This window comes from Massilia sp. IC2-278, assembly GCF_020708045.1.
GTDB lineage: Bacteria > Pseudomonadota > Gammaproteobacteria > Burkholderiales > Burkholderiaceae_D > Telluria.
Genome location: NZ_JAJFES010000001.1, coordinates 930280 through 952503, shown reverse-complemented (window position 1 = coordinate 952503; position 22224 = coordinate 930280). Strand labels below are relative to the sequence as shown.

At 66.1% G+C, this 22224-nt stretch carries 19 protein-coding genes; 5 read left to right on the top strand and 14 right to left on the bottom strand.

Annotated features, from left to right (window positions below):
• Nucleotides 1-23: 23 nt before the first annotated feature.
• Together LK540_RS04135 and LK540_RS04130 are read right to left on the bottom strand one after the other, a co-directional pair.
• Nucleotides 24-1352 (bottom strand): DUF11 domain-containing protein, encoded by a 1329-nt coding sequence (locus LK540_RS04135; protein ID WP_229435758.1) that lies wholly within the window; start codon nucleotides 1350-1352, stop codon nucleotides 24-26.
• Nucleotides 1353-1384: 32 nt separating this feature from the next.
• The gene (locus tag LK540_RS04130) at nucleotides 1385-1858 is read right to left on the bottom strand and encodes a hypothetical protein (protein ID WP_229435757.1); all 474 of its coding nucleotides are present in this window, start codon (nucleotides 1856-1858) and stop codon (nucleotides 1385-1387) included.
• Nucleotides 1859-2501: 643 nt separating this feature from the next.
• Between LK540_RS04130 and LK540_RS04125 the strand changes: the two genes are divergently transcribed.
• From LK540_RS04125 to LK540_RS04110, 4 genes are read left to right on the top strand one after another with little or no spacing between them, the layout of a single operon-like run.
• Nucleotides 2502-4199: a PAS domain-containing methyl-accepting chemotaxis protein gene (locus LK540_RS04125; RefSeq protein WP_229435756.1), complete on the top strand. Its 1698-nt coding sequence runs from the start codon at nucleotides 2502-2504 to the stop codon at nucleotides 4197-4199.
• 3 nt (nucleotides 4200-4202) lie between these two features.
• Nucleotides 4203-5033 (top strand): protein-glutamate O-methyltransferase CheR, encoded by an 831-nt coding sequence (locus LK540_RS04120; RefSeq protein ID WP_229435755.1) that lies wholly within the window; start codon nucleotides 4203-4205, stop codon nucleotides 5031-5033.
• Nucleotides 5030-5521, top strand: a complete 492-nt coding sequence (locus LK540_RS04115) for a chemotaxis protein CheD (protein WP_229435754.1) — start codon at nucleotides 5030-5032, stop codon at nucleotides 5519-5521. The genes LK540_RS04120 and LK540_RS04115 overlap by 4 nt, the downstream gene beginning before the upstream one ends.
• On the top strand, nucleotides 5518-7116 hold the full coding sequence (locus LK540_RS04110) for a chemotaxis protein CheW (protein WP_229435753.1): 1599 nt from the start codon (nucleotides 5518-5520) through the stop codon (nucleotides 7114-7116). The genes LK540_RS04115 and LK540_RS04110 overlap by 4 nt, the downstream gene beginning before the upstream one ends.
• A 74-nt stretch (nucleotides 7117-7190) precedes the next feature.
• Here LK540_RS04110 and LK540_RS04105 read toward each other — a convergent pair whose 3' ends face one another.
• A complete protein-coding gene (locus LK540_RS04105; RefSeq protein WP_229435752.1) occupies nucleotides 7191-7712 on the bottom strand; it encodes a DUF6622 family protein in 522 nt (173 codons plus the stop codon).
• A 259-nt stretch (nucleotides 7713-7971) separates the two neighbouring features.
• Here LK540_RS04105 and LK540_RS04100 point away from each other — a divergent pair, with 259 nt between their 5' ends.
• Nucleotides 7972-9087 carry a serine hydrolase gene (locus tag LK540_RS04100; RefSeq protein WP_229435751.1) on the top strand — a complete coding sequence of 372 codons (1116 nt, stop codon included), beginning with the start codon at nucleotides 7972-7974 and terminating at the stop codon, nucleotides 9085-9087.
• A gap of 157 nt (nucleotides 9088-9244) precedes the next feature.
• Here LK540_RS04100 and kefC read toward each other — a convergent pair whose 3' ends face one another.
• From kefC to LK540_RS04045, 11 genes are all read right to left on the bottom strand, one after another.
• A complete protein-coding gene (gene kefC, locus LK540_RS04095; RefSeq protein ID WP_229435750.1) occupies nucleotides 9245-11050 on the bottom strand; it encodes a glutathione-regulated potassium-efflux system protein KefC in 1806 nt (601 codons plus the stop codon).
• Nucleotides 11040-11594, bottom strand: coding sequence for an NAD(P)H-dependent oxidoreductase (locus LK540_RS04090; RefSeq protein WP_229435749.1), 555 nt, complete (start codon nucleotides 11592-11594; stop codon nucleotides 11040-11042). The genes kefC and LK540_RS04090 overlap by 11 nt, the downstream gene beginning before the upstream one ends.
• 139 nt (nucleotides 11595-11733) lie before the next feature.
• Nucleotides 11734-12237 carry a porin family protein gene (locus LK540_RS04085; protein WP_229435748.1) on the bottom strand — a complete coding sequence of 168 codons (504 nt, stop codon included), beginning with the start codon at nucleotides 12235-12237 and terminating at the stop codon, nucleotides 11734-11736.
• A gap of 207 nt (nucleotides 12238-12444) precedes the next feature.
• Nucleotides 12445-13041 (bottom strand): PEP-CTERM sorting domain-containing protein, encoded by a 597-nt coding sequence (locus LK540_RS04080; protein WP_229435747.1) that lies wholly within the window; start codon nucleotides 13039-13041, stop codon nucleotides 12445-12447.
• 218 nt (nucleotides 13042-13259) lie between these two features.
• Nucleotides 13260-13781, bottom strand: coding sequence for a porin family protein (locus tag LK540_RS04075; protein WP_229435746.1), 522 nt, complete (start codon nucleotides 13779-13781; stop codon nucleotides 13260-13262).
• Nucleotides 13782-14042: 261 nt separating this feature from the next.
• Nucleotides 14043-15440 carry a dihydrolipoyl dehydrogenase gene (lpdA, locus tag LK540_RS04070; RefSeq protein ID WP_229435745.1) on the bottom strand — a complete coding sequence of 466 codons (1398 nt, stop codon included), beginning with the start codon at nucleotides 15438-15440 and terminating at the stop codon, nucleotides 14043-14045.
• Between the two features lie 4 nt (nucleotides 15441-15444).
• The gene (locus tag LK540_RS04065; protein WP_229435744.1) at nucleotides 15445-16830 is read right to left on the bottom strand and encodes a dihydrolipoamide acetyltransferase family protein; all 1386 of its coding nucleotides are present in this window, start codon (nucleotides 16828-16830) and stop codon (nucleotides 15445-15447) included.
• Entirely contained in the window at nucleotides 16831-17838 is a 1008-nt protein-coding gene (locus tag LK540_RS04060; protein ID WP_229435922.1) for an alpha-ketoacid dehydrogenase subunit beta, read from the bottom strand.
• Between the two features lie 79 nt (nucleotides 17839-17917).
• Nucleotides 17918-19150 carry a 3-methyl-2-oxobutanoate dehydrogenase (2-methylpropanoyl-transferring) subunit alpha gene (locus LK540_RS04055; protein ID WP_229435743.1) on the bottom strand — a complete coding sequence of 411 codons (1233 nt, stop codon included), beginning with the start codon at nucleotides 19148-19150 and terminating at the stop codon, nucleotides 17918-17920.
• Between the two features lie 426 nt (nucleotides 19151-19576).
• A complete protein-coding gene (locus LK540_RS04050; RefSeq protein ID WP_229435742.1) occupies nucleotides 19577-20956 on the bottom strand; it encodes an efflux transporter outer membrane subunit in 1380 nt (459 codons plus the stop codon).
• The gene (locus tag LK540_RS04045; RefSeq protein WP_229435921.1) at nucleotides 20953-22200 is read right to left on the bottom strand and encodes an HlyD family secretion protein; all 1248 of its coding nucleotides are present in this window, start codon (nucleotides 22198-22200) and stop codon (nucleotides 20953-20955) included. The genes LK540_RS04050 and LK540_RS04045 overlap by 4 nt, the downstream gene beginning before the upstream one ends.
• Nucleotides 22201-22224 lie beyond the last annotated feature (24 nt).

Sequence of the window (22224 nt, the reverse complement as noted above, 5' to 3'; positions counted from 1 at the left end):
TTGTTGGCGAATGCCGGTAGGTGTTACTGCGAGATCTTGACGCCGAAGGTCATCGTCGACGACTGGCCCGGCGACATGGTGCCGATGGTGGCCGACAGGGTGCCGAGCAGGTTGACGATCGGAGCGATGATCGCGCCGGTGGTGCTGCCCGGTGCCGAGTGGAAGCTCGTGTAGGCCGGGATGGTGTCGCGGATCACCAGGGTGTTGACGTCGGTCGCGCCGGTGTTGGTGGCGGTGATCTGGTAGCGGATGCAGGCGCCCGGCACTGCGCCGGCGGTGATGTTGTCGGCGCTGAACTCGGTGTCGGCGACGCCGTCGCAGGTCTTGTCCAGGGCTTGCTTCTTGGTCAGGGTCACTTGCACGGCTTCGTTCACGACGTTCACGGCCTGGTGGATGGTGTCGCCCACGTTGGTCGTGCCCGACAGGGCGCGGAAGTACAGCTGGGTGGTCGACGGGGTGGCGCCGGCGGCAACCGTGACGTCGGCGTACACCATGCGGTAGGCGCCGCTGTTCACGGTGGCGTTGTTGATGGTGTTGCCGAAGGCATCCTTGAACACCACGGTCCAGCCGCTCGGCAGGTCGGTGTTGGCGAAGGTGGAGCTGGTGCTGGCCGCCAGGTTGAAGGTCTCGTTGCTGCCGCCGGCGTTGTTCAGGTACAGGGTGAAGCGGGTGGTCGCGCCTGCGGTGGTGGTGTTGGTGATGACAGCGGCCTGTTCCGCGCCGGCGCCTGCACCGGCTGCACCGTTGCCCGAGGCGTTGGCGGTGATGTCCATCAGTGCCGAGGCGGTGACGGTGGTGGTGTCCTTGCTGGTTGCGGTCACTTGCGGGTTGAAGGTGCTGGTGGCGGTGACGGTCAGCTCGTTGTTGGTGCCCGCGGCGGCGTTCGCCGGCAGGGTTGCCACGGCAACGAAGCGGAAGGTTTCGCCGGCCGGCAGGCTGCCGGTGCTGGTGATCGGGGTGTTGTTGTCGGCGATGCCGTCGCCATTTGCGTCGGCATAGAACACGACGTTGGCCATGGCGAAGTTGCCGCCATTGGTCGAGCTCAGGGTGAAGGTGTCGGCGCCGTTGCCGCTGTTGGTGATGCTGTGCGAATACACGACTTGCGCGCTGGCGGCGGCGTTCTTGGCCGAGCCGTCGCCCATGTCGGCGCTGCCGACCTGCTGCACGACGGTGGTGACGATGTTCGACACGGCGGTATGGCCGCGCAGCAGCGAGTCGAGGTAGACGGCGCTGGCCTGGTTGGTGATTTCGGTGCCGGCGGCGGTGGTCGCCGCATGCGCGCCATGGGAAGAGAGCACGAGCATGGTTGCCGCGAGCGACAGGCGTGCTGGAGCGTTCAGACGAAGTTTCATATTTTTTTCCTTCTAAAAACAGTGGGTTATGTTTACTTGGAAGCGCTGTTCAGGCGCATGCGGGACTTCACGGTCGCCGCCTGGCCGGGGGGCAGATCGCCCAGGTCCCAGCGCAGGAAGCGGTATTCGGTTGCGGGTACGGCTTCGGTAATTTTTTTGCCATCACGCATTACTTCGCGTTTCAGGGGCACCGCGGCGTAGGTCTTGCCGTCCAGGCTGGCTTCCACCTTGGGGGGGGAGGCAGTGTCCGGGAGGTAAGCCATTCCGCCTTCAGGAACCGGCAGCACCGCCTTGGTCTGCTTGGCCGGGGTGGTGCCGTTGTTGCGGTAGGTCACCTGGTATTCGATGGTGTCGCCGGGGTTGGCGCGGGTGGTCGGGACCAGCTTCACATCCTTGGTGCCGACAACCTGGAAGGCTTGCAGGGTGACGTCGACGTCGCTGGGGGCGGCAAATGCCGAGCTCAGTTGAAACAGGCAGAGTGCCAGGAAGAGAAAGACGCGTTCCACAAATGCTCCGGTATCGAGTGCCGCCCGCTGGAAAAGGCCCGGGTGACGAAGGCCGTTCACGACTACTGAATTTACTGAATTGCCGTGACGAAACGCATCGTATCGAATTTACTGATTTGATGCAAAGCTTTTTTTGCCGTACGGAATCATTGTTGCTGTGATGCACCAGTCCGGTGCGGTGGGGAGGCGCGATTCGCAGCGCTCGCCTGGTCGATGTCACTGCCGGGATGGCGACCTGTCTAGATCTTGTGAATATGGATAGCCGCTCTGTCACGGGGCGCCGCAGGGAGGGCGGCTATTACTCAGCTGTAGGAAATTCGGTGCCGTGCTTCGGCGAAAGCAGACGCCGCATAGCTCAGCAATATTAAATTCGGTTTGCGCATGACTTCCGGTTACAAGCCCTCACAGTGCTCAGCTGTAGGAAATTTGGTGCCAGTTCGGCATGTTTCATGGCTTGTCAAGCCGCTGTTGTTCACTGGCAACGCGTTCAAAAACATTTCGTTATTTTCCGATTTGCCGGATTTACTGATTCGTTGATTTGCGGCATCATAGTTTCCGCTGACCAAGAAAGAACGTCAGCCCCGCCTCCGGCACACAGGGTGCCGGCGCCCATTCGCTCCAATCCGCTCTCGACAGGTCAGCCATGCAAATCAACCAACAGGAATCCCAGAACGCCGTGCACGAACTGCAAGCCATCCATAGCGCACTTAACCGCGCCCAGGCCGTCATCGAATTCACCCTCGACGGTTACATCACCCACGCCAACGAGAATTTCCTCGACGTCATGGGTTACACCCTGGAAGAAGTGGTCGGCCAGCACCATTCGATGTTCTGCGAACCGTCGTTCGAGCAATCGGCGGCGTATGTGGATTTCTGGGCCGACCTGGCCTCGGGCAAGATCGAGCGCGCCGAGTACAAGCGCATCGGCAAGGGCGGGCGTGAAGTCTGGATCAACGCGTCCTACAACCCGGTGCTGGATATCGAGGGCCGCGTGCACAAGATCGTCAAGTTCGCCACCGACGTGACCGCCGAGAAAGCCCGCACCGCCGAGCTGGCCGGCCTGGTCGACGCCATGCAAAAGGCGCAAGCCGTGGTCGAGTTCGACATGGAAGGCCTGCTGGTCAATGCCAACGAGAACTTCTTGGGCCTGATGGGCTACGCCATCGACGACGTGCGCGGCGAACACCACCGCGTGTTCTGCGACGACGACTACGCTGCCAGCCTGGCCTACCGCAAGTTCTGGCAAAAGCTCAACCGCGGCGAGTTCGACTGCGGCCGCTACCGCCGCCTGGGCAACAACGGCAAGGTGGTCTGGATCCAGGCCACCTACAATCCCATCCTCGACCTGAACGGCAAGCCGGTCAAAGTGGTGAAATTCGCCACCGACATCACCGAGCAGGTGCTGCTGGAGCAGCGCAGCGCCGCGCGTGCCGAAACCGAACAGCGCAAGGTGGCCGTGCTGCTCGACCTGGTGGCGCGCGCCTCCGATGGCGACCTGACCGGCGAAGCCGATGTCGTCGGCGACGAGCCGCTGGACCAGCTCTCGCGCGGCGTCATGAAGATGATTGCCGATTTACGCGGCGTGATCGGCGAGGTTGTTGGAGCCGCCGGCAAGCTGTCCGGTTCCTCGCGCACCATCGCCGACCGCTCGAACGTGGTGGCCGCCAGCGCCCAGGCGCTCGGCGCCACCGTCGAGGAAATGAACGCCTCGGTCGACGGCCTGACCGCCTCGATCGGCTCGATCGCCCGCAGCACCACCGATGCCAACGCCCTGGCGCAAGCCACCCGCAACGAAGCCGAAGTGGGCGCCAAGGCCGTGGCCAAGACCATCGAGGCGATGGGCCTGATCAACCAGTCTTCGGAAGACATCGGCGAAATCGTGAAGGTGATCGGCGAGATCGCCAGCCAGACCAACATGCTGGCGTTCAACGCGGCCATCGAGGCGGCGCGCGCCGGCGAACACGGCCTGGGCTTCTCGGTCGTGGCCGACGAAGTGCGTAAACTCGCCGAGCGTTCCTCGCAGGCGACCAAGGAAATCTCGAAGCTGATCAACGAATCGGTGCGCCGCGTGGTACAGGGCAGCGACATCTCGCGCCAGGCCAGCGACGCTTTTGATCGCATCGCCTCGGGCGTGGAAAAGACCTCGCTGGCGATTTCCGACATCTCGCGCAGCGCCGACGAGCAGTCACTCACTGCCAAGGAAGTGGCCGCCGCCATCTCGTACATCGCCCAGGAAACCGAGCGTTCGGCCGGCTCCTGCGACAGCATCGCCCGCTCGACCGAAGGCCTGAACGAGAACGCCGAGCAGCTGAACCGCATCGTTTCCAGCTTCGTGGTGTAAGGCATGCCGGACCAATCCGAACTGAACCCGCTGGAATTCGCCGCGCTGGCCGGACTGGTGCGCGAACACACCGGCATCGCCATGCACGAGCACAAGCGCGTGCTGCTGCAGGGCCGCCTGCTGCCGCGCATGCGCACGCTGGGCCTGGCGCGCTACCGCGACTACATCGAGCGCGTGCGCGCCGACCGCTCGGAACTGCAGCCCTTCATCAACCTGGTGACGACCAACGACACCGCCTTTTTCCGCACCCCGGCCGTGTGGGACTACCTGGAGCGCGACTTCCTCCCAGGCTGGCTGGCGGCCAACCCGGGCTGCACCCTGCGCATCTGGTCGGCCGCCGCCGCCAGCGGCGAAGAAGCCTACTCGACGGCGATGCTGTGCAGCGAGTTCGGCGAGCGCCACCGCGGCTTCAAGTTCGCGATCCAGGCCACCGACATCGACACCGGCGTGCTGGCGACCGCCGCCGGCGGCTACTACGAGGGCCGCTCGGCCGAGCGCTTCGGCGCCAGCCGGCCCGACCTGGTGCGCAAGTATTTTCGCAGCGAAGGGGCGGGCATCCGCGCGATCCCCGAACTGCGGGCCACGGTGCGCTTCGGCGAACACCAGCTGCTGGCCCCGTGGCGCCAGGGCGCCCAGTTCGACCTGGTGCTGCTGCGCAATGTGCTGATCTATTTCGACGAAGCGACCCAGGAGCGCGTGCTGCACAGCGTGCGCGCCGCCATGGCGCCGCAGGCGCGCCTGATCCTGGGCGAGCAGGAGTCGATTACCCGCATCGCCACCCCTTTCGATTTTGAACAAACCCACGTCTACCGCATTCGCCAAGGCCAAGCATGAACCTGCACTCGATCGAACAAACCCGTCACGTCTTCGCTGGCCAGCTGCAGGTTGGCGCCGGCGAGCAAGTCCTGACCGCGCTGCTGGGCTCCTGCGTGGGCATCGGGATGATCTGGCGTAACGGCCGCCGCTGCGCGCTGGCCCACTGCCTGCTGCCGGAAACCGACGCCGCCTCGCCGCAGGCGAATGCGCGCTACGTCAGCGACGCCGTGCCGCGCATGCTGCGCGAACTCGGCGTGCGCCGCGAGCAGTACGACGAAGTCGAAGTGGTGGTGGCGGGCGGCGCCAGCATGCTGGCCGCCCTGCGCGGCGCCGAGCCGATCGGCCGCCGCAACGTGGCCGCCGCGCGCGAGCACCTGAGCCGCCGCGGCCTGCGCGTGCGCTTCGAGGACGTCGGTGGCCACCAGGGCCGCCGCATCAGCATCGATTGCGACAGCCACAGCTACTCGGTGGTGGGCATCGGCCGCACCCCGGGAGTGCTGCAATGATGCCGGCGCTGGGGCACGAAGCCGCCGCGCTCGAACCTGCACTCGATCCGAAAGGGGCGTTGGCCGCGATGAACGCCGCCCGTGCCCAGGCCGCGCGCGTGCTGGCTGATGCTGCCGGTATGGAGCTGTACGGCACCTTCCACCTGAACGGCCAGGAATTCGCGCTGCCGGCTCTGGCGATCCGCGAAGTGGTGAACCTGCCGGATCGCATTACCGCGATTCCGCTGTCGCCATGCTACCTGGAGGGCATCTTCACCCTGCGCGGCGCGGCCATTCCCGTGCTGAACCTGGGTCGCATCTTCGACGCCGCCGCCCCCGGCGTGAGCGAAGGCCAGCGCATCGCCATCCTCGACCACGACGGCGTGCAGGTCGGCCTCTTGTTCGATGCCACCGGCGAAGTGCTGCGCGTGCGTCCCGAGCAGCGCAGCAGCGTTCAGTATGCCGAAGCGGGCGGCGCCGCCGCCGTGATCAACGGCGCCATCCTGCTCGACGAAGGCCGGCGCCTGGTGCAGGTGCTCGATGCCAACGCCCTGATCCGCGTGGAAAACGTGCCGCAGGTGCGTTCGCTGGCCGGCGCCGCCCGCAGCGCCGAGCGTGCGCGCTTCCTACGCCAGGCCGAAGGCCACAAGGGCATCACCTTCCGTGCCGGCGCCATGACCTTCGCGCTGCCGATGCTGGCGGTGCAGGAAATCATCCGTGTCCCCGAGATCAAGGCCTCGGTCATGCTCAGCGCGCTGTGCAAGGGCTGGATCAATTTGCGCGGGAAAGCCGTCGGCGTGGTCGACTTCGGCGTGCTGCTGCAGTGCGCCGCCCCAGCCGCCGGCGACGAGGAACGCCGCATCCTGATCGTGCGCCTGGGCGACGACCTGCTCGGCCTGCTGGTCGATTCGGTGGACGACGTGCGTTCCTACTTCGACAGCGACATCCTGCCGATCCCGATGCTGGGCACGCGCCGCGCCGGCATGTTCCGCGGCTGCCTGCCGCACCCGGACGGCAAGGACGCGCTGTTCCTGGCGCCCGAGCACATCTTCACGCAAGGCGAAGTGGCCGAGATCTGCGCCGGCCACCGCCGCCTGTACGGCGACGAAGCCGCCGCCGCCACCCGCCGCGAAGCGAGCGTCACGCGGCGCCAGGTCTACCTCGCGTTCTCGCTGGGTTCGTGCTGGGCGGCCGACATCAGCCAGGTGCGCGAGATCGTGCCCTTCGGTTCCATTGCCCTGCGCCCGCCGGGCATGCCCGACTGCGTGGAGGGCATGATGCAGCTGCGCCAGCAGATGGTCTGCGTGGTCGACCTGCGCCGCCTGTACGGCATGCCGGCCCTGGACGACCTGTCGGAGCGCAAGATCCTGATCCTCGAGCACGAGGGTGAGAGTTTTGGGTTGGTGGTCGATGGCGTGGACAGCATCATGACCGTCTCGGACCGCCAGCGCCGCCCGTCGCCCAAGCTGACCCGCAACGAAGGCCTGGCCGGCGACATGCGGCGCGACCTGAACGAGGTGCTTGAAGTGCCGGACGAGCATGGCGCCGAGCGCGTGATCTGCCTGTTCGACAAGGAGCGCTTCGCAGCGACGCTGCGCGAGCAGCTGGGCGGTTGAAGATCGCGTGATCCAACGGAAAACAGGCGCTGCGGCGCCTGTTTTTCATGGATTGTCGGGGAACCCACCCTACCTCACGCGGCGATGATGTCGGCTTGCGCGATCCCGCCACCGGCTGCCCGGGCGTCCAGCACATCGCGCAGCAGGCGCCCGAAGAACCAGCCATTCGCGCCACCCATCAGCGCGCACGCCGCAGAGGTGACGGCAGCGCTGTGCAACAGCGTCGGCGCCGTCACCAGCATCACCGTGGTCGCATACTTGACCATGAAGATCAGCAGCATCAGCACCAGCGGCATGACGCTGCCGCCAACCCGCACCGTGCCCGGCGCGCCGCCGGCGGCGATCTGCCGCCCGCCCAGCGACCACACCGCCCACATCGACGCCGTCACCGCCAGCACCCACGCGCCGAGAGCCAGTCCTTCCAGTCCAAACTTGCGCGCGATATCCAGCAGGGCCACTGGCAGCATGATGGCGGGGATAATGCACAGCTTCTTCAGCGTCGTCTCGCGCTCGCGCAGGGCCACCAGGCCGCGCGCGACCACCAGGGCCAGGATCATCCAGACGTAGACGGGGGTATGGGTCAGCAGGTGGTTCATGGCAGGCTCCGCAAAGTGAATTAAGTTGCAGCCACTGTGCCAGAGCCCGGCGAGCGCAAAGGACCCATGCGACGAAACGCTTGCCTGTGGCGCGAAATGCATCCTGGCGGCGCCAGTCAACGGCCGCAGTCGCCTCACGCTGCAACCTGGCGGCACATTGCCCCTGTTTATTCCCTGCATTCTTCCATTCATCGCAATATTGCCCACGTTGCAAGTTCGCTGGCTACACTTGGGCTACACAAGTCAACAAGGACTCACCATGCTGAAACGGTTTTTCTGCGGCGTTGCCGCCTTCACCCTGGCTGCGGCAGCCGCAGCAAGCCCATCGGACGAGCTGGCGGCCGCCGTCGCAGCGGCGAAATCCGGTTCGAACGTGCCTGCCGTCGGCGCCGTCGTCCTGCGCGACGGCGCCATCTCGGCGCAGGCCGTACTAGGCGTGCGCGAGGCGGGTAGCAAGGCCGAGGTGACGATCGACGATGTGTGGCTGATCGGTTCGACGGGCAAGGTCATGACGGTGGCCATGATTGCCCGCCTGGTCGAACGCGGCGTGCTGGCCTGGGACACGCCGCTCGATGCCATGCTGCCGGAGATGGCGGCAAGCATGAGGCCAGAATACCGCAAGGTGACCCTGGTCGAGCTGCTGTCGCACCGCGCCGGCTTTCCGCGCGACCTGGGCGACGAAAAGACGATGGTGGCATTTTTCCGCGACGGCCGCCCCAGCGCGGAGCAGCGCCTGAGCTATGTGGCCGCCGCACTGCAGGACAAGCCGGAAGCGCAAGCAGGCAGCTTCAGCTACAGCAACGCGGGCTTCATTGTCGCGGCCGTCATCGCCGAGCGCGCCGCGCATGCGAGCTACGAGGAACTGATGGGCGCGGAGGTATTCAAGCCGCTGGGCATGACGCGCACCGGCTTCGGCAATACCGGCGACGGACAGAACCGCGGCCACCAACACGGCAAGCCGATGCGCCACATGGCCAGGTTAGAGGACGGCGCGCCCCGGATGTACGCGCCCGCCGGCTTCCTGCATATGAGCCTGGAGGACTGGGCGAAGTTCAATCTCGACCAGCTGGCGGGGGCGGCAGGCAAGGGCAAGCTGCTCTCGCCCGCGTCCTACCGGCTGATGCAGACGGCGCAGCCCGGCAGTCCGGCCGGCCTGGACTGGGGCGTGCAGCAATCGATCGCGGGCCGCCAGGGCCCCGTCCTGGTGCATCAGGGCTCGGACGGCAACTGGCTGGCCATTGCCGTGCTGTTTCCCGGGCAGGGGACCGGGGCGCTGATGGTAGCCAATGCAGGTCCGGACATGGGCGCCGACCAAGTGCTGATGGGCCTGGCCGGGAAGCTGTTCGGGCAGTTGAGCCCAGCCAAATCGAAATGAACAGCGGGGGTCAGGTCTGACATTCGGACACGAGCTCGACTGTTGGTTACATTATCGGCGCGCCGATGCTGCGAACAGCGGGCTATCCGGGCACGGAATTATCCCTACAGATGGGTTCGTGTCCGAATGTCAGACCTGACCCCGGCTGTGTCAGGCGTTAATCCCAGCCCTGGTCGGTCTCGTTGTCAATGTTCTTCAGGTCGCGCGCGAACATGGCGTTCAGTTCGTCCCGCGCCCGCTTGGCCATCGAGACATACTGCTCGCGGTCCTTGTAGTAGGGGTAGACGGCGTCCACGCTGTTCTTGTTGTGCTCGCGGAACTTGAGCATGGCTTCGCGTGCGCGGTAGGCGCCGAAGCCCAGCTGGGACAGGGCGCGCCGCCCGAGCTGCAGGGCCGATTCGAAGGTCTCGCGCTCGACGATGGTGACGCCGCGGTCCATCAGCTGGTACATGTGGGTCACGTTGCGGGCGCGGGCGAGAATGGGCAGGTCGGGGAAGTTCTCGCGCACGGCGTCGGCCAGGGCCAGGCTGTCGTCGATGTCGTCGATGGCCAGCACCAGGGCGCGCGCCTTGGCGGCGCCGGCGGCGGTCAGCAGGTCAATGCGGGTTGCGTCGCCATAGAACACCTTGAAGCCGAAGCGGCGCAGCAGTTCGATCTGGTCCGGGTCGTGATCGAGGATCGTCAATTTGATGCGGTTGGCGTTCAGGAGGCGGCCGATGATCTGGCCGAAGCGCCCGAAGCCGGCAATAATCACGTGACCTTCGTTGTCCTCGATGGCATCCGGCTCGCGCTTGTTCTGGCCGCGGTAGCGCGGTTCCAGCACCTTGTCGTGGAACAGCAGCAGCAGCGGCGTGGAGACCATCGACAGCGCCACCACCGCCACCAGCAGCGAGCCGGTCTCGGGAGCGAACACGCGCGCCGTGGCGGCCGCGCCGAACACGACAAAGGCAAATTCCCCGCCCTGCGACAGCAAGAAGGCGAACAGCCAGCGCTGGCCGCGCGCGATACCGAAGCGGAACGAGAGCAGGAACAGCACCGCCAGCTTGATCGCCAGGAAGCCCAGCACCAGGCCGAGGATGATCATTGGCTTCGCCAGGAACACGCCGAAGTCGACCGACATGCCGACCGCGATGAAGAACAGCCCAAGCAGCAGGCCCTTGAACGGTTCGAGGTCGGTTTCCAGCGCGTGCCGGTATTCGGAGTCGGCCAGCAGCACGCCGGCCATGAAGGCGCCCAGGGCCATCGACATGCCGACCCATTGCATCAGCAGCGAAATGGCGATCACCAGCAGCAGGGCAAAGGCGGTGAAGATCTCGCGCATGCCGGCCTTGGCGATGATGCGCAGGGCGGGACGCACCAGGTAGCGCCCGCCAACCACGACGCCGGCGATTACCGCCGCCAGGCGCGCCGCGTTCTGCCAGCCGCCGGCATGGGCACTGTCTGCCACCGCCACGCCCAGCACCGGCACCAGCGCGATCATCGGGATCGCGGCGATGTCCTGGAACAGCAGTAGGGCGAAGCCGGCTTGCCCGGCCGGGGTGCCCATCAGGTTGCGTTCGCCTAGCGTGGCCAGCGCGATCGCAGTCGACGACAGCGACAGGCCGAGCGCGGCGATCAGGGCCACGCGCCAGTCGATCCCGACCAGCAGCGCCGCGCCGAACAGGGCCGCGGCCACCAGCAGCACCTGGGCCGTGCCCCAGCCGAAGATCTGGCGCCGCAAGGACCACAGGCGGCTCGGTTCGAGCTCCAGGCCGATCAGGAACAGCAGCAGCACCACGCCGAATTCCGAGAAGTGCAGGATGACCTCGACGTCGCCGATCAGCTTCAGGCCCCAGGGGCCGATCGCCATCCCGGCCAGCAGATAGCCCAGCACAGCGCCCAGGCCGAGGCGCTTGGCCAACGGCACCGCGACCACGGCGGCGGCCAGGTAGATCAGGGCGTTCGTCAGCAGGCTATGCTCCATGACGATCTCCCCGCAGCCAGGCTTCGAGACGGGACCGGAAGGCGGCCACGTGGGCATCGACCGCTTCCTCGTTCGTGCTGTTCGCGCCGTGCAGGATGTGCGGCGCCAGCCAGCGCATGCCGCACAGGGCGGCGGTCTGGCGGAACGGCGGCAGGAAAGCCTCGAAGGGATGGCCGTGGCGCTCGCCGGCCGCATAGGCGTCGAGCCCGCTGCCGGTGGTCAGGGCCAGCAGGTATCCCTTGCCTTGCAGGGCCGTGGCGCCGGGGCCGTAGGCCCAGCCCGGCTGGAGCACGGCGTCGACCCACTCCTTGAGCAGCGAAGGCATGCTGTACCAGCGCAGCGGGTGCAGGAAGACGATCAGCTCGGCCTGTTCGGCCAGGGCCTGCTCGTGCGCCACGTCGATGAAGAAGTCGGGGTAGGTTTCGTAGAGGTCATGCAGCAGCACGCCGTCGATGGCGCGCGCGGCGTCGGCCAGGCGGCGGTTGATGCGCGAGCGGTGCGGCGCCGGATGGGCGTAGAGCACCAGGATGCGGTGATTCGGCATGGTGGCTGAGTAGTGATGTTGTACGAATTGTACAAGCAGGCCGCCCGCAGCGCCGGTCATCCATACGGGCATAAAAAAACCGGGCTGCGCAAGCAACCCGGTTTCGTCGCTTCCGGCTTAGCGCCGGAACAAGCGTGATTTAGAAGGCGTAAGCGACGCCGGCAACCAGCTTGGTCACGTTGCTGTCAGGCTTTTGCACTTCCAGGCGGCCGGTGACGACCGGGGTGAAGGCGTAGCCCAGGCCCATGCCGTACAGGGCGTTCTGCTGGTGGTCCTTGGCCTTTTCGCCGCCGGACTTGATTTCGCCGTTCAGGCGGTTGTAGCCGATGCGGCCGTACAGGCTGAAGCCGTTCGACAGTGGGACGCTGCCGATCAGCGAAACGTCGATCTGGTCGAGCGTGGTGTCGGCGCGGTAGCCGCCGAAGTTGATGTCGGTGTCGACCAGGCGGTGGTAGCCGCCTTCGACCGCGACGTTCTCGTTCAGCTTGTAGCCGACGAAGGCGCCGTAGCCGCCCTTGTCGTCGAAGCCTTCGACCTTGGTCGAAGACACGTCGACACCGGCGTAGAACGGGGTCTGTGGTGCGGCGATGGAGACCGACGATGCGGCGACGAGGGCTGCTGCGACTGCGATTTTTTTAAACATGGTAATGCCTTTTCTTGCGGTAAAACGGAAAGGGCCGAAACGCCATGTTTCGGCCGGGGCCGGATTATCGCACGATCATACTTTTCCTGCTGGCAACGCTAAATTTTGTGTTCCGGAATCGTTCTGAAGAAAGCGTATCGATGGGCAAAGACCACCGTAAACGAACAAAGGCGCCCGAGGCGCCTTTGCGGGAAAAGTTGATACAGATCAGGCAGTTGCGGCGTCAAGCGCCTTGGCAGCGCGGCGGCGGCGGTTGGCAAAGCCCATCAGCATGGCGCCGCCTCCCAGCAGCAGGGCGGTGGCTGGCTCAGGCACTTCGCCTGCGACTTCCGCCGGCGTGTAGTCGAAGGTAATGGTGCCGAAGTTCCAGCGGCCGTCCGGGTTCAAGCCGAAGTCGTCGAAGTCTTCGAAGAATTCGAGGCGCAGGATGCCGTCGACGCCGACATTGAAGGCCAGGCCAAGCGCCGTCAGGTCAGCCGAGTCGGCAAAGCTGCCGGTACCGGCAAAGAGCAGGCCCACTCCCGGATTGAAGAAGACGCCTTCCGTGCCTTTCGAGTTGGTGAAAGCCAGGCCGAGTTCGTCCAGCCAGCTTGGGCGGTAGGCGGTGACGTTGACGTCGTAGGTGATGCCGGTTACCAGCGAATTGGCGCCGATGTCATAGGTCAGGACCGTATTACCTGGGTCACCGATTTCACCGACGCTGTCGATGTTGTTCAGGTTGACGACCAATGGCACAGCGAAGACCGAGGTGGAAGCAAGCAGGGACAAGCTGACGAACAGGGCTTTCAGGGAACGCAGTGACATGGGTAATCTCCGGTTAGGTTGAGCCCTTCGTGTGAGCAATTAGCGTGCCAATATGCAAATATTTATTTATGTCATTGATTTCTAAAAGGAAAATTAATCAGATGAAATCTTATCCATACACAAGCGTAAAGATTTCCGACAATCACCATGCATAAAAAAACCCGGACCGTCGAAGGTCCGGGTTTTCATGGGAATCCGGCCTGGCCGGAAGCGCAAGATCAGAAGTTGAAGCCCACGCCAACCGCAACCTTGGTGATGTCGCTATGCGGCTTCTGCACTTCCAGACGGCCGACGATCTGCGGGTTGAAGGTGTACGACAGGCCGGCGCCGTACAGGACCTTGTCTTCCGAATCCGATTGCGACACGCGGACGTTGCCGGCGCTCGCCGATGCCTTGATCTTCAGGTGGTTGTAGCCAAGGCGGCCATACACGCCGAAGCCATTGCTCAGCGGCAGGGTGCCGATCAGCGACACGTCGGTCTGGTCGAACTTGGCCTTGGCGCGCGCGTCCAGGTCCCAGTAGTAGAGGTCGGCTTCGGCCAGGCGGTGCCAGCCGGCTTCGATGGCGAAGTTCGGGCTAAGGTTGTAGCCGATGAAGACGCCGCCGCCGCCTTCGCGGTCCGCACCTTCGATCTTGGTCGAGGAAGCGTCGACGCCGGCATACCACTGCGGCATTTGCTGGGCGAAGGCGGAGGAGGAAGCGACGACGAGGGCTGCTGCGGCTGCGATTTTCTTGAACATGATGATGGGCTTTCTCACAAATGGGAAATCAGGCGGCACCCGGTGCCGCCATGTCGGTTATCGCATTTGTCGTGCGTTTTTGATAAAACCAGGACAAACGGTAGCGACGTTATGCCACATCCTGGTCCGCGCACCCCGCACGCTAGGCAGGAAATGTCGTACTAAAACGACACTATGGTTGGGATATAAAGAAAACGGGGACGAAGGATACAAATCCCTCGTCCCCGCAGGTACGCGTTCAGGGTTCCGGTCGTCGTCGGATCAGATGTGCAAGGCGTGCCCCAGCGCGCGCAAGGCCGCTTCCTGCACCGCTTCGCCCAGGGTCGGGTGGGCGTGGATGGTGCCGGCGATGTCTTCCAGCGTGGCGCCCAGCTCGATCGACTGGCCGAACGCTGCCGACAGTTCCGAAACGGCGCGTCCCACCGCCTGCCAGCCGACGATCAGGTGGTTGTCGCGGCGCGCCACCACCCGGACAAAACCGTCCGTCGACTCGATGGTCATGGCGCGGCCGTTCGCGGCGAACGGGAAGTTGGCGCTGATTACATCCAGCCCCGCCTTCTCGGCTTCACCCGGCGACATGCCGACCACCACCACTTCCGGGTCGGTGAAGCACACCGCCGGAATCGCGTTCGGCGTGAAGTGGCGGCGCTTGCCCGCGATGATCTCGGCCACCATTTCGCCCTGCGCCATGGCGCGGTGCGCCAGCATCGGCTCGCCGGCCAAATCGCCGATGGCCCAGACGTTGCGCATCGAGGTGCGGCACTGGTCGTCGATCTTCACGGCGCGCCCGTTCATGTCGAGCTGCAGCGATTCCAGGCCCCAGCCGCCGGTGCGCGGACGGCGGCCGACGGCCACCAGCACGCGGTCGCAAGACAGCAGGGTCTCTTCGCCGTTGGCTTCGCGCACGCGCACGCCGTTGCCGCCGGCGTTCAGGCCGAGCACCGAGGTGCCCAGGCGCAGGTCGATGCCGAGGCGCTTGATCGCCGCGCCCACCGGCTTCGTGAGTTCGGCATCGTATGCCGGCAGGAGGCGGTCGGCCGCTTCCACCACCGTCACTTCCGCGCCGAGTTTACGGTAGGCGGTGCCGAGTTCGAGGCCGATGTAGCCGGCGCCGACCACCACCAGCTGCTGCGGTATGGTTTCGGGCGAGAGCGCCTCGGTCGACGAGACCACCATGCCGCCATAGGGCATGAAGGGCAGCTCGACGGCCTCGGAGCCGGCGGCCAGCAGCAGGTGCTCGCAGCGGATGCGCACCAGCTCGCCATCGGCCTGTTTCACTTCGACCGTCTTGCCGTCGAGGATGCGGCCGAAGCCGTTGATCACCTGCACGTCGTTCTTCTTGAGCAGGGCGCCGACGCCGCCGGTCAGGCGTTTCACGATGCCGTCTTTCCAGGCCACGGTGCGGCCCAGGTCGATGCTGGGCGCGCTGGCCGAGATGCCGATGGCCGAGCCGCTGGCGTAGTGCTGGGCCTTGTCGAATTCCTCGGCGGCGTGGATCAGGGCTTTCGACGGGATGCAGCCGATGTTCAGACAGGTGCCGCCCAGCTGGGCGCCTTCGACCACGATGGTCTTGATGCCGAGCTGGCCGGCGCGGATGGCGGCCACATAGCCGCCGGGGCCGCCGCCGATCACCAGCAGATTGGTAGAGATAGGGTTCACTGCTTTACTCCACGAACAGGGTTGCAGGCCACTCGAGGTAGCCGCGGATGGTCTGGATGAACTCCGCCGCCACCATGCCGTCGATCACGCGGTGGTCGAACGAGGACGACAGGTTCATGGTCTTGCGCGCCACCATGGCGCCGTTCAAGATGACCGGCTTGTCGATGATGCGGTTCACGCCGACGATCGCCACTTCCGGCCGGTTGATGACCGGCGTGGTGACGATGCCGCCCAGCGCACCCAGGCTGGTGATGGTGATGGTCGAGCCGGACAGTTCCTCGCGCAGGGCCTTGCCGCTGCGTGCGGCTTCCGCCAGGCGCGCCACCTCGCTTGCCGCCGACCACGGATCGCGCGCTTCGGCGTTGCGCACCACCGGCACCATCAAACCGGCGTCGGTCTGGGCGGCGATGCCCAGGTGGACGGCGTTGTAGGTGGTGACGATATTCGCGTCGTCGTCGAAACGGGCGTTCACCGACGGGTAGCGGCGGATCGCCAGCACCACGGCGCGCATGATCAGCGGCAGCAGGGTCAGCTTCGGACGCTGGCCGGCGTAGCGGGCATTCAGCTGCACACGCAGCGCTTCGAGTTCGGTGACGTCGATTTCCTCGACGTAGGTGAAGTGCGGGATGCGGCGCTTCGCTTCGGCCATCTTCTCGGCGATCTTGCGGCGCATGCCAATCACCGGCATGGCTTGCTCGCCTTCGAGCACGGCGTAGCGGCGGTCGCCTTCGGCTGCCTTGCGCTGGCCGCGCGCCACGTGGGCGTCGAGGTCGGCGTGCTGGATGCGGCCGGCCGGGCCGGTGCCGGTGACGTACTGCAGCTCGATGCCCATGTCCCAGGCGCGCTGGCGCACGGCCGGTGCGGCCAGCGGCTTTTCGCCGGCAGCGCGGCCGTGGTGCGATGGCGCCTCGGCCTGGCCGCCCTGGGTGTAGGCCGGCGTGCTCGGGCGCTGCGGTGCTGCCTTGGCCGGCGCTGCCGTCGCTTCGCTGGTGACCGTGGTAACCACGGTTTCCGGTTGCGCGACGGTGATCGGGATGAATTCGTCGACCGTGTCGCTGCTTCCGCCCGAGGCCTTGGCGCTGCTCGTATGCTGGCGCGCCGCGGTCGCGGTGTTGGCCGATGCGGATTCGCCACTGTGGTTGCCCGCGCCTTCGACTTCGAGGCGGATCAGTTCCGCGCCGACGGCCATCGCTTCGCCCAGCTTGCCGCCGAGCGAAGTGACGGTGCCGTTCACCGGCGACGGGATTTCGACGGTGGCCTTGTCGGTCATGACATCGGCCAGCACCTGGTCTTCCTTGACCATGTCGCCCGGCTTGACGTGCCAGGCGACGACTTCGACTTCCGCGATGCCTTCGCCGAGGTCAGGCATCTTGATGACGTGAATACCCATTTATTTCGCCTCCATCGCGCGTTTGAACGCGGCGCCGACACGGTCGGGGCCGGGGAAGTACGCCCATTCCTGCGCGTGCGGGTAGGGGGTGTCCCATCCGGTGACGCGCTCGATCGGGGCTTCCAGGTGATAGAAGCAGTGTTCCTGCACCAGCGCCGCCAGTTCCGCGCCGAAGCCGGACGTGCGGGTGGCTTCATGCACGACCACGCAGCGGCCGGTCTTTTTCACCGATTCGACGATGGTGTCGAGGTCGAGCGGCCACAGGGTGCGCAAATCGATGATCTCGGCGTCGACGCCGCTTTCCAGCGCCGCCGCTTCCGACACCCAGACCATGGTGCCGTAGGTGATCACGGTCAGGTCGTTGCCCGGCCTGAAAATGGCTGCTTTGTCCAGCGGGACGGTGTAGTAACCCTCGGGCACTTCGCCCATCGGGTGCTTGGCCCAGGACACGACCGGACGGTCGTGGTGGCCGTCGAACGGGCCGTTATATAAACGCTTGGGTTCGAGGAAGATCACCGGATCGTCGTTCTCGATGGCGGCAATCAGCAAGCCTTTCGCATCGTACGGGTTCGACGGCATCACGGTGCGCAGGCCACAGACGTGGGTGAACAGGGCTTCCGGGCTCTGGCTGTGGGTCTGGCCGCCGTAGATGCCGCCGCCGCAAGGCATGCGGATGGTCAGCGGGGCGGTGAAGTCGCCGGCCGAGCGGTAGCGCAGGCGCGCCGCTTCCGAGACGATCTGGTCCGACGCCGGATAGAAATAGTCGGCGAACTGGATCTCGATCACCGGGCGCAAACCATAGGCGCCCATGCCGACCGCGGTGCCGACGATGCCGCCTTCGGAAATCGGCGCGTCGAACACGCGCTGCTTGCCGTATTTGACCTGCAGGCCGTCGGTGGCGCGGAACACGCCGCCGAAGTAGCCGACGTCCTGGCCGTAGACAACCACGTTGTCGTCGCGGCCCAGCATCACGTCCATGGCCGAACGCAGGGCCTGGATCATGGTCATTTGCGAAGTGCCAGCCTTGGCGGCGCCTTCGTTCACCGGGTCTTTTTCCACGGTATTGTTGTCGCTATCGCGTGCCATCTCACACCCCCAGTTGTTGACGTTGGCGGCGCAGGTGTTCCGGCATGTCCTTGTAGACATCCTCGAACATCGAGGCCGCGCTCGGGACGCGGCCGTCGGCCAGCGTGCCGTATTGTTCCGCCTGCTTTTGCGCGGCCAGCACCTCGGCTTCGAGGTCGGCCTGGACGCGCTCGTGTTCCTCGTCCGACCAGGCGCCGATTTTCGTTAGGTGCTGGCGCAGGCGGGCGATCGGGTCGCCCAGCGGGAAGCGGGTCCAGTCGTCTGCCGGGCGGTAGCGCGACGGATCGTCGGAGGTGGAGTGCGGGCCGGCGCGGTAGGTGACCCATTCGATCAGCGTCGGCCCGAGGTTGCGGCGAGCACGCTCGGCGGCCCAGCACGAAGCCGAGTACACGGCCAGGAAGTCGTTGCCGTCCACGCGCAGCGAGGCGATACCGGCGCCCACGCCGCGTGCGGCAAAGGTCACGCTCTCGCCGCCGGCGATCGCCTGGAAGGTCGAGATCGCCCACTGGTTGTTGACGACGTTGATGATGCACGGCGCCCGATACACATGGGCGAAGGTGAGGGCGGTGTGGAAGTCGGATTCGGCGGTGGCGCCGTCGCCGATCCAGGCCGAGGCGATTTTGGTATCGCCCTTGATCGCCGAGGCCATGGCCCAGCCGACCGCTTGCGGCACCTGGGTCGCCAGGTTGCCGGAAATCGAGAAGAAACCCTTGTCCTTGACCGAGTACATGACCGGCAGCTGGCGGCCCTTCATCGGGTCGCGCTCGTTCGAGAGCAGCTGGCAGATCATGTCGACCATCGGGTATTCGCGCGCCATCAAGAGGCTTTGCTGGCGGTAGGTCGGGAAGCACATGTCGCCGTCTTTCAGGGCGAGCGAATGCGCGGTGCCGATGGCTTCCTCGCCGAGCGAGGTCATGTAGAAGGACATTTTCTTCTGGCGCTGGCCGATGACCATGCGCGCATCGAAGATGCGGGTCTTCATCATCGTGCGCAGACCGAAGCGCAGCTGGTCGACGCCGATGTCGGGCGCCCACGGGCCGACGGCGTTACCGTCTTCGTCGAGGACGCGGATGAGGGACGATACGAGGTCGGCGGTGTCGCCGAACGCGGTATCGACTTCGGGACGGCGGACTTCGCCTGCCCTGGACAACTGGAGATACGAAAAATCAGTCTTGCAACCCGGACGGCCGGTTGGCTCCGGGACGTGCAGCGACAGAGGATTACCCTGGCTCATAATACGCTTTCCCTTTGTAAGGTGATGTGCGGCAGGCGGGAATGATAAATCCTGCAAGAGCGCGCACGAGCATTGCGTGAAAGTATTTTCGTGCTGCTTTGCAGCATTTATTGGGTGAAATAATGCGCGGGCGACGTGAGTGCGTGCCTTATCATTGCGCATGTCGACGCAATCAGGACCGTACTACGCGGTAGAAACCGGTGACGCGACATCGGCCAAATGTGCCGCTGTTTGGTTTTGTAGGGTGGGCACCTGTGCCCACGCGGTACGACTGGTGCGCTCCGGCTACGTTACCGGGACGCCCGGAGCGCGGGCCAGGATGGCTTCTATTGGTGTCTCCAAGCACGACAGCGTGGGCACAGGTGCCCACCCTACAAAACCAAAACTGCGACCGGGCTCCGGCTCCGAGGTGTGCACTTCAGGCCGTCAACCCGACGACCATCCGCCCCCCAGCGCCCGATACAAGCCGATCAGGTTTTCGATTTGTGTGCGCCGCAGCGTAACCATCGCCAACTCCACCTGGTACAAATTGCGCTGCGCGTCCAATTCCTCGAGATACGAGGCATACCCGGCCTGGTAACGGTCGCGCGCATACCCCAGCGAGCGGGTCAGCACCTCGCGCCGCCGCATCGCATGCCCCACCTGGTCCTGCAAACGCGGCACCCCGGCGAGCGCATTCTCGACTTCGGAAAACGCGGTCAGCACCGTGCGCCGGTAGGCAAAGGCGGCCTGGTCGCGCACCGAGGCCGATGCCGCGTACTGCGCCTGCAGGCGACCGCCCGAGAACAGCGGCGCCAGCACGCTGCCGCCGATGCTCCAGACGCTCACCGGGTCATAATCGAGCGAACTGGTGAGAATGCTGCCCAGCTGCGCGCTCAGGGTCACCTGCGGCAGGAAGGCCTGGCGGCGCAGGGCCAGCGCTTCGTCGCTTGCCGCCAGCAGCAGTGCGCGCTGGGCCACGTCGGGCCGGCGCGCCAGCAGCTGCGAGGGCAGGGCGGCCGGCACCGTCGGCAGGGTCAAGTCCTCGAAGGCCTTGCCGCGCTCCACCGCGCCCGGCAGCTCCCCGGCCAGCAGGCGCACCGCGTTTTCCTGGCGCCGCATCGCCAGTTCGAGTTCGGGAATCGATTGCAGCACCGCCTCGTACTCGGACTGGGCCTGGGTCAGCTGCAGCTGCGAGATATAGCCCACGCGCGCCTGGTCGCTGGCCAGGCGCAGCGCCTCGGCGCGCGACGCCACCGTCTCGCGCGTGATGCGCAACTGGGCGTCGATGGCCAGCAGGGCGATGTAGTTCTGCGCGGTGGTCGCCGCCACCGTGAGGGCGGCGGCGTCGCGCTCGGCCTGGGTCGCGCGGAACTGCAATGCGGCGGCGCGGATCTGGGTGCGGATGCGCCCGAACAAATCGGGTTCCCAGTTGGCCTGCAGCGAAGGCTGGACCGAGCGCGCCGTGCTGATGCCGGTCGCCTGCAGCGCGCGCCCGGCCTGCAGTCCGACGGCGCCGTTCAGCGCCGGCAGGCGCGCCGCCTCGGCCAGTTCAGCCTGGGCGCGCGCTTCGTCGACCCTGGCCACGGCGATCAGCACGTCGCTGTTGCGCACCAGGGCCGCGCCGACCAGGCGGTTGAGTTCCGGATCGCCGAAAGCGATCCACCACTGCGGGTTGACGCTCCCGCTGCCATCGTTCGGTTCGCGCCAGCCTTCCGGCGGCGCGACGCTCGCCAACGGCGGCGCCGGACGCCAGGCCGGCGCGCAGCCGGCCAGCATGCCGATGCCAGCGATGGCCAGTGCGGTATTGAAGGTACGCCGCTTCATCGCGCCGTCCCCGGAGTGGGCTGGGCGGCGGGCTGAACGGCAGGTTGGGCGGCAGGCGGGCTGGCCGGGCGGCCGGCTTCGCGCGGCTGGGCGCCGGTATCGACTTCGGCCGTCACCGACATGCCGGGGCGCAGGCGCCTGGCCAGCTCCTGGCCGGGGTCGATGGCGATGCGGATCGGCAGGCGCTGCACCACCTTGGTGAAGTTGCCGGAAGCGTTATCCGGGCGCAGCACGCTGAATTCGGAGCCGGTGGCCGGCGCGATCTGTTCCACGTGGCCGGTGAGCGCCGCGCCCTCGAAGGCGTCGACCGTGAAGCGCGCCGGCTGGCCGATGCGCATGCGCCAGGTTTGCCCTTCCTTGAAGTTGGCCACCACCCACAGCTGGTCCGGCACCAGGAACAGCAGCTGCGAGCCGGCCGTCACGTACTGGCCGCGCCGCACCGTCGCCTCGCTTACCTGGCCGTCGCGCGGCGCCGTGACCACGGTGTTGGCCAGGTCGATCTTCGCCAGGGCCAGCTGGGCCTCGGCCATGCTCACTTGCGCCTCCAGGCCGCCGCGTGCGACGGTGGTGGACTTCACGCGCTGCTGGGCGATGTCGATGTCGGCTTGTGCCTTGAGCACATTGGCGGCGGCCAGGCGCGCCGTGGTGCGCACGCGGTCGCGTTCATTCAGCGACACCGAGCCGCGCTCGGCCAGCTCCTCGACCCGGCCCTGCTCGGCCTGGGCGCGGGCGCGCTCGGCCTCCACGGCCGCCAGGTTGGCGCGCGCCGAGCCCACCGAGGCCGTGTTCTGGGCCTGGGTCTGCTCGGCGTTGTTCAGCTGCGCCACGGCGTTCGCCAGCTGGCCCTCTGCCTGGCGCACGCGCTCGGCGTAGATGCGGTCGTCGATGCGCAGCAGTTCCTGGCCGGCCTTGACGAACTGGAAGTCCTTGACCAGCACGTCGGCCACGTAGCCGTTCACCTGGGGCGAGAGCACGGTGACGGCGCCGCGCACGTAGGCGTTGTCGGTGCTCATGCGGGTGCTGTTGAAGGGGCCGATGTGCCAGGCCCACATGATGAGGGCGATGCCGACCGCCGCCACCGTGATCATGATGCCGATCGCGGCCGGGGTGGCGCGGATCTTCTTCGGCGGCGGTTCCGGGGCTGCGGGTGCGGCGGCCGGCGCAATGGTTGCCGTCGCTGCCGTGGGTGCTGCGCCTGCCGCATACGGACTCGGTGGCGGGTCGGCGGACGGCGTGGTGGCCATGGCCGGCTGGGTGTCGTTGCCGTC

Bases quoted from the DNA above. Each gene is read 5' to 3' on its own strand.
- LK540_RS04080 (WP_229435747.1), bottom strand. From the start codon at position 13,041: ATGTCACTGCGTTCCCTGAAAGCCCTGTTCGTCAGCTTGTCCCTGCTT.
- LK540_RS04090 (WP_229435749.1), bottom strand. From the start codon at position 11,594: ATGCCGAATCACCGCATCCTGGTGCTCTACGCCCATCCGGCGCCGCAC.
- LK540_RS04135 (WP_229435758.1), bottom strand. From the start codon at position 1,352: ATGAAACTTCGTCTGAACGCTCCAGCACGCCTGTCGCTCGCGGCAACC.
- LK540_RS04085 (WP_229435748.1), bottom strand. From the start codon at position 12,237: ATGTTTAAAAAAATCGCAGTCGCAGCAGCCCTCGTCGCCGCATCGTCG.
- LK540_RS04065 (WP_229435744.1), bottom strand. From the start codon at position 16,830: ATGGGTATTCACGTCATCAAGATGCCTGACCTCGGCGAAGGCATCGCG.
- LK540_RS04120 (WP_229435755.1), top strand. From the start codon at position 4,203: ATGCCGGACCAATCCGAACTGAACCCGCTGGAATTCGCCGCGCTGGCC.
- LK540_RS04110 (WP_229435753.1), top strand. From the start codon at position 5,518: ATGATGCCGGCGCTGGGGCACGAAGCCGCCGCGCTCGAACCTGCACTC.
- LK540_RS04100 (WP_229435751.1), top strand. From the start codon at position 7,972: ATGCTGAAACGGTTTTTCTGCGGCGTTGCCGCCTTCACCCTGGCTGCG.
- LK540_RS04115 (WP_229435754.1), top strand. From the start codon at position 5,030: ATGAACCTGCACTCGATCGAACAAACCCGTCACGTCTTCGCTGGCCAG.
- LK540_RS04125 (WP_229435756.1), top strand. From the start codon at position 2,502: ATGCAAATCAACCAACAGGAATCCCAGAACGCCGTGCACGAACTGCAA.
- LK540_RS04045 (WP_229435921.1), bottom strand. From the start codon at position 22,200: ATGGCCACCACGCCGTCCGCCGACCCGCCACCGAGTCCGTATGCGGCA.
- kefC (WP_229435750.1), bottom strand. From the start codon at position 11,050: ATGGAGCATAGCCTGCTGACGAACGCCCTGATCTACCTGGCCGCCGCC.
- LK540_RS04060 (WP_229435922.1), bottom strand. From the start codon at position 17,838: ATGACCATGATCCAGGCCCTGCGTTCGGCCATGGACGTGATGCTGGGC.
- LK540_RS04055 (WP_229435743.1), bottom strand. From the start codon at position 19,150: ATGAGCCAGGGTAATCCTCTGTCGCTGCACGTCCCGGAGCCAACCGGC.
- LK540_RS04105 (WP_229435752.1), bottom strand. From the start codon at position 7,712: ATGAACCACCTGCTGACCCATACCCCCGTCTACGTCTGGATGATCCTG.
- LK540_RS04075 (WP_229435746.1), bottom strand. From the start codon at position 13,781: ATGTTCAAGAAAATCGCAGCCGCAGCAGCCCTCGTCGTCGCTTCCTCC.
- LK540_RS04050 (WP_229435742.1), bottom strand. From the start codon at position 20,956: ATGAAGCGGCGTACCTTCAATACCGCACTGGCCATCGCTGGCATCGGC.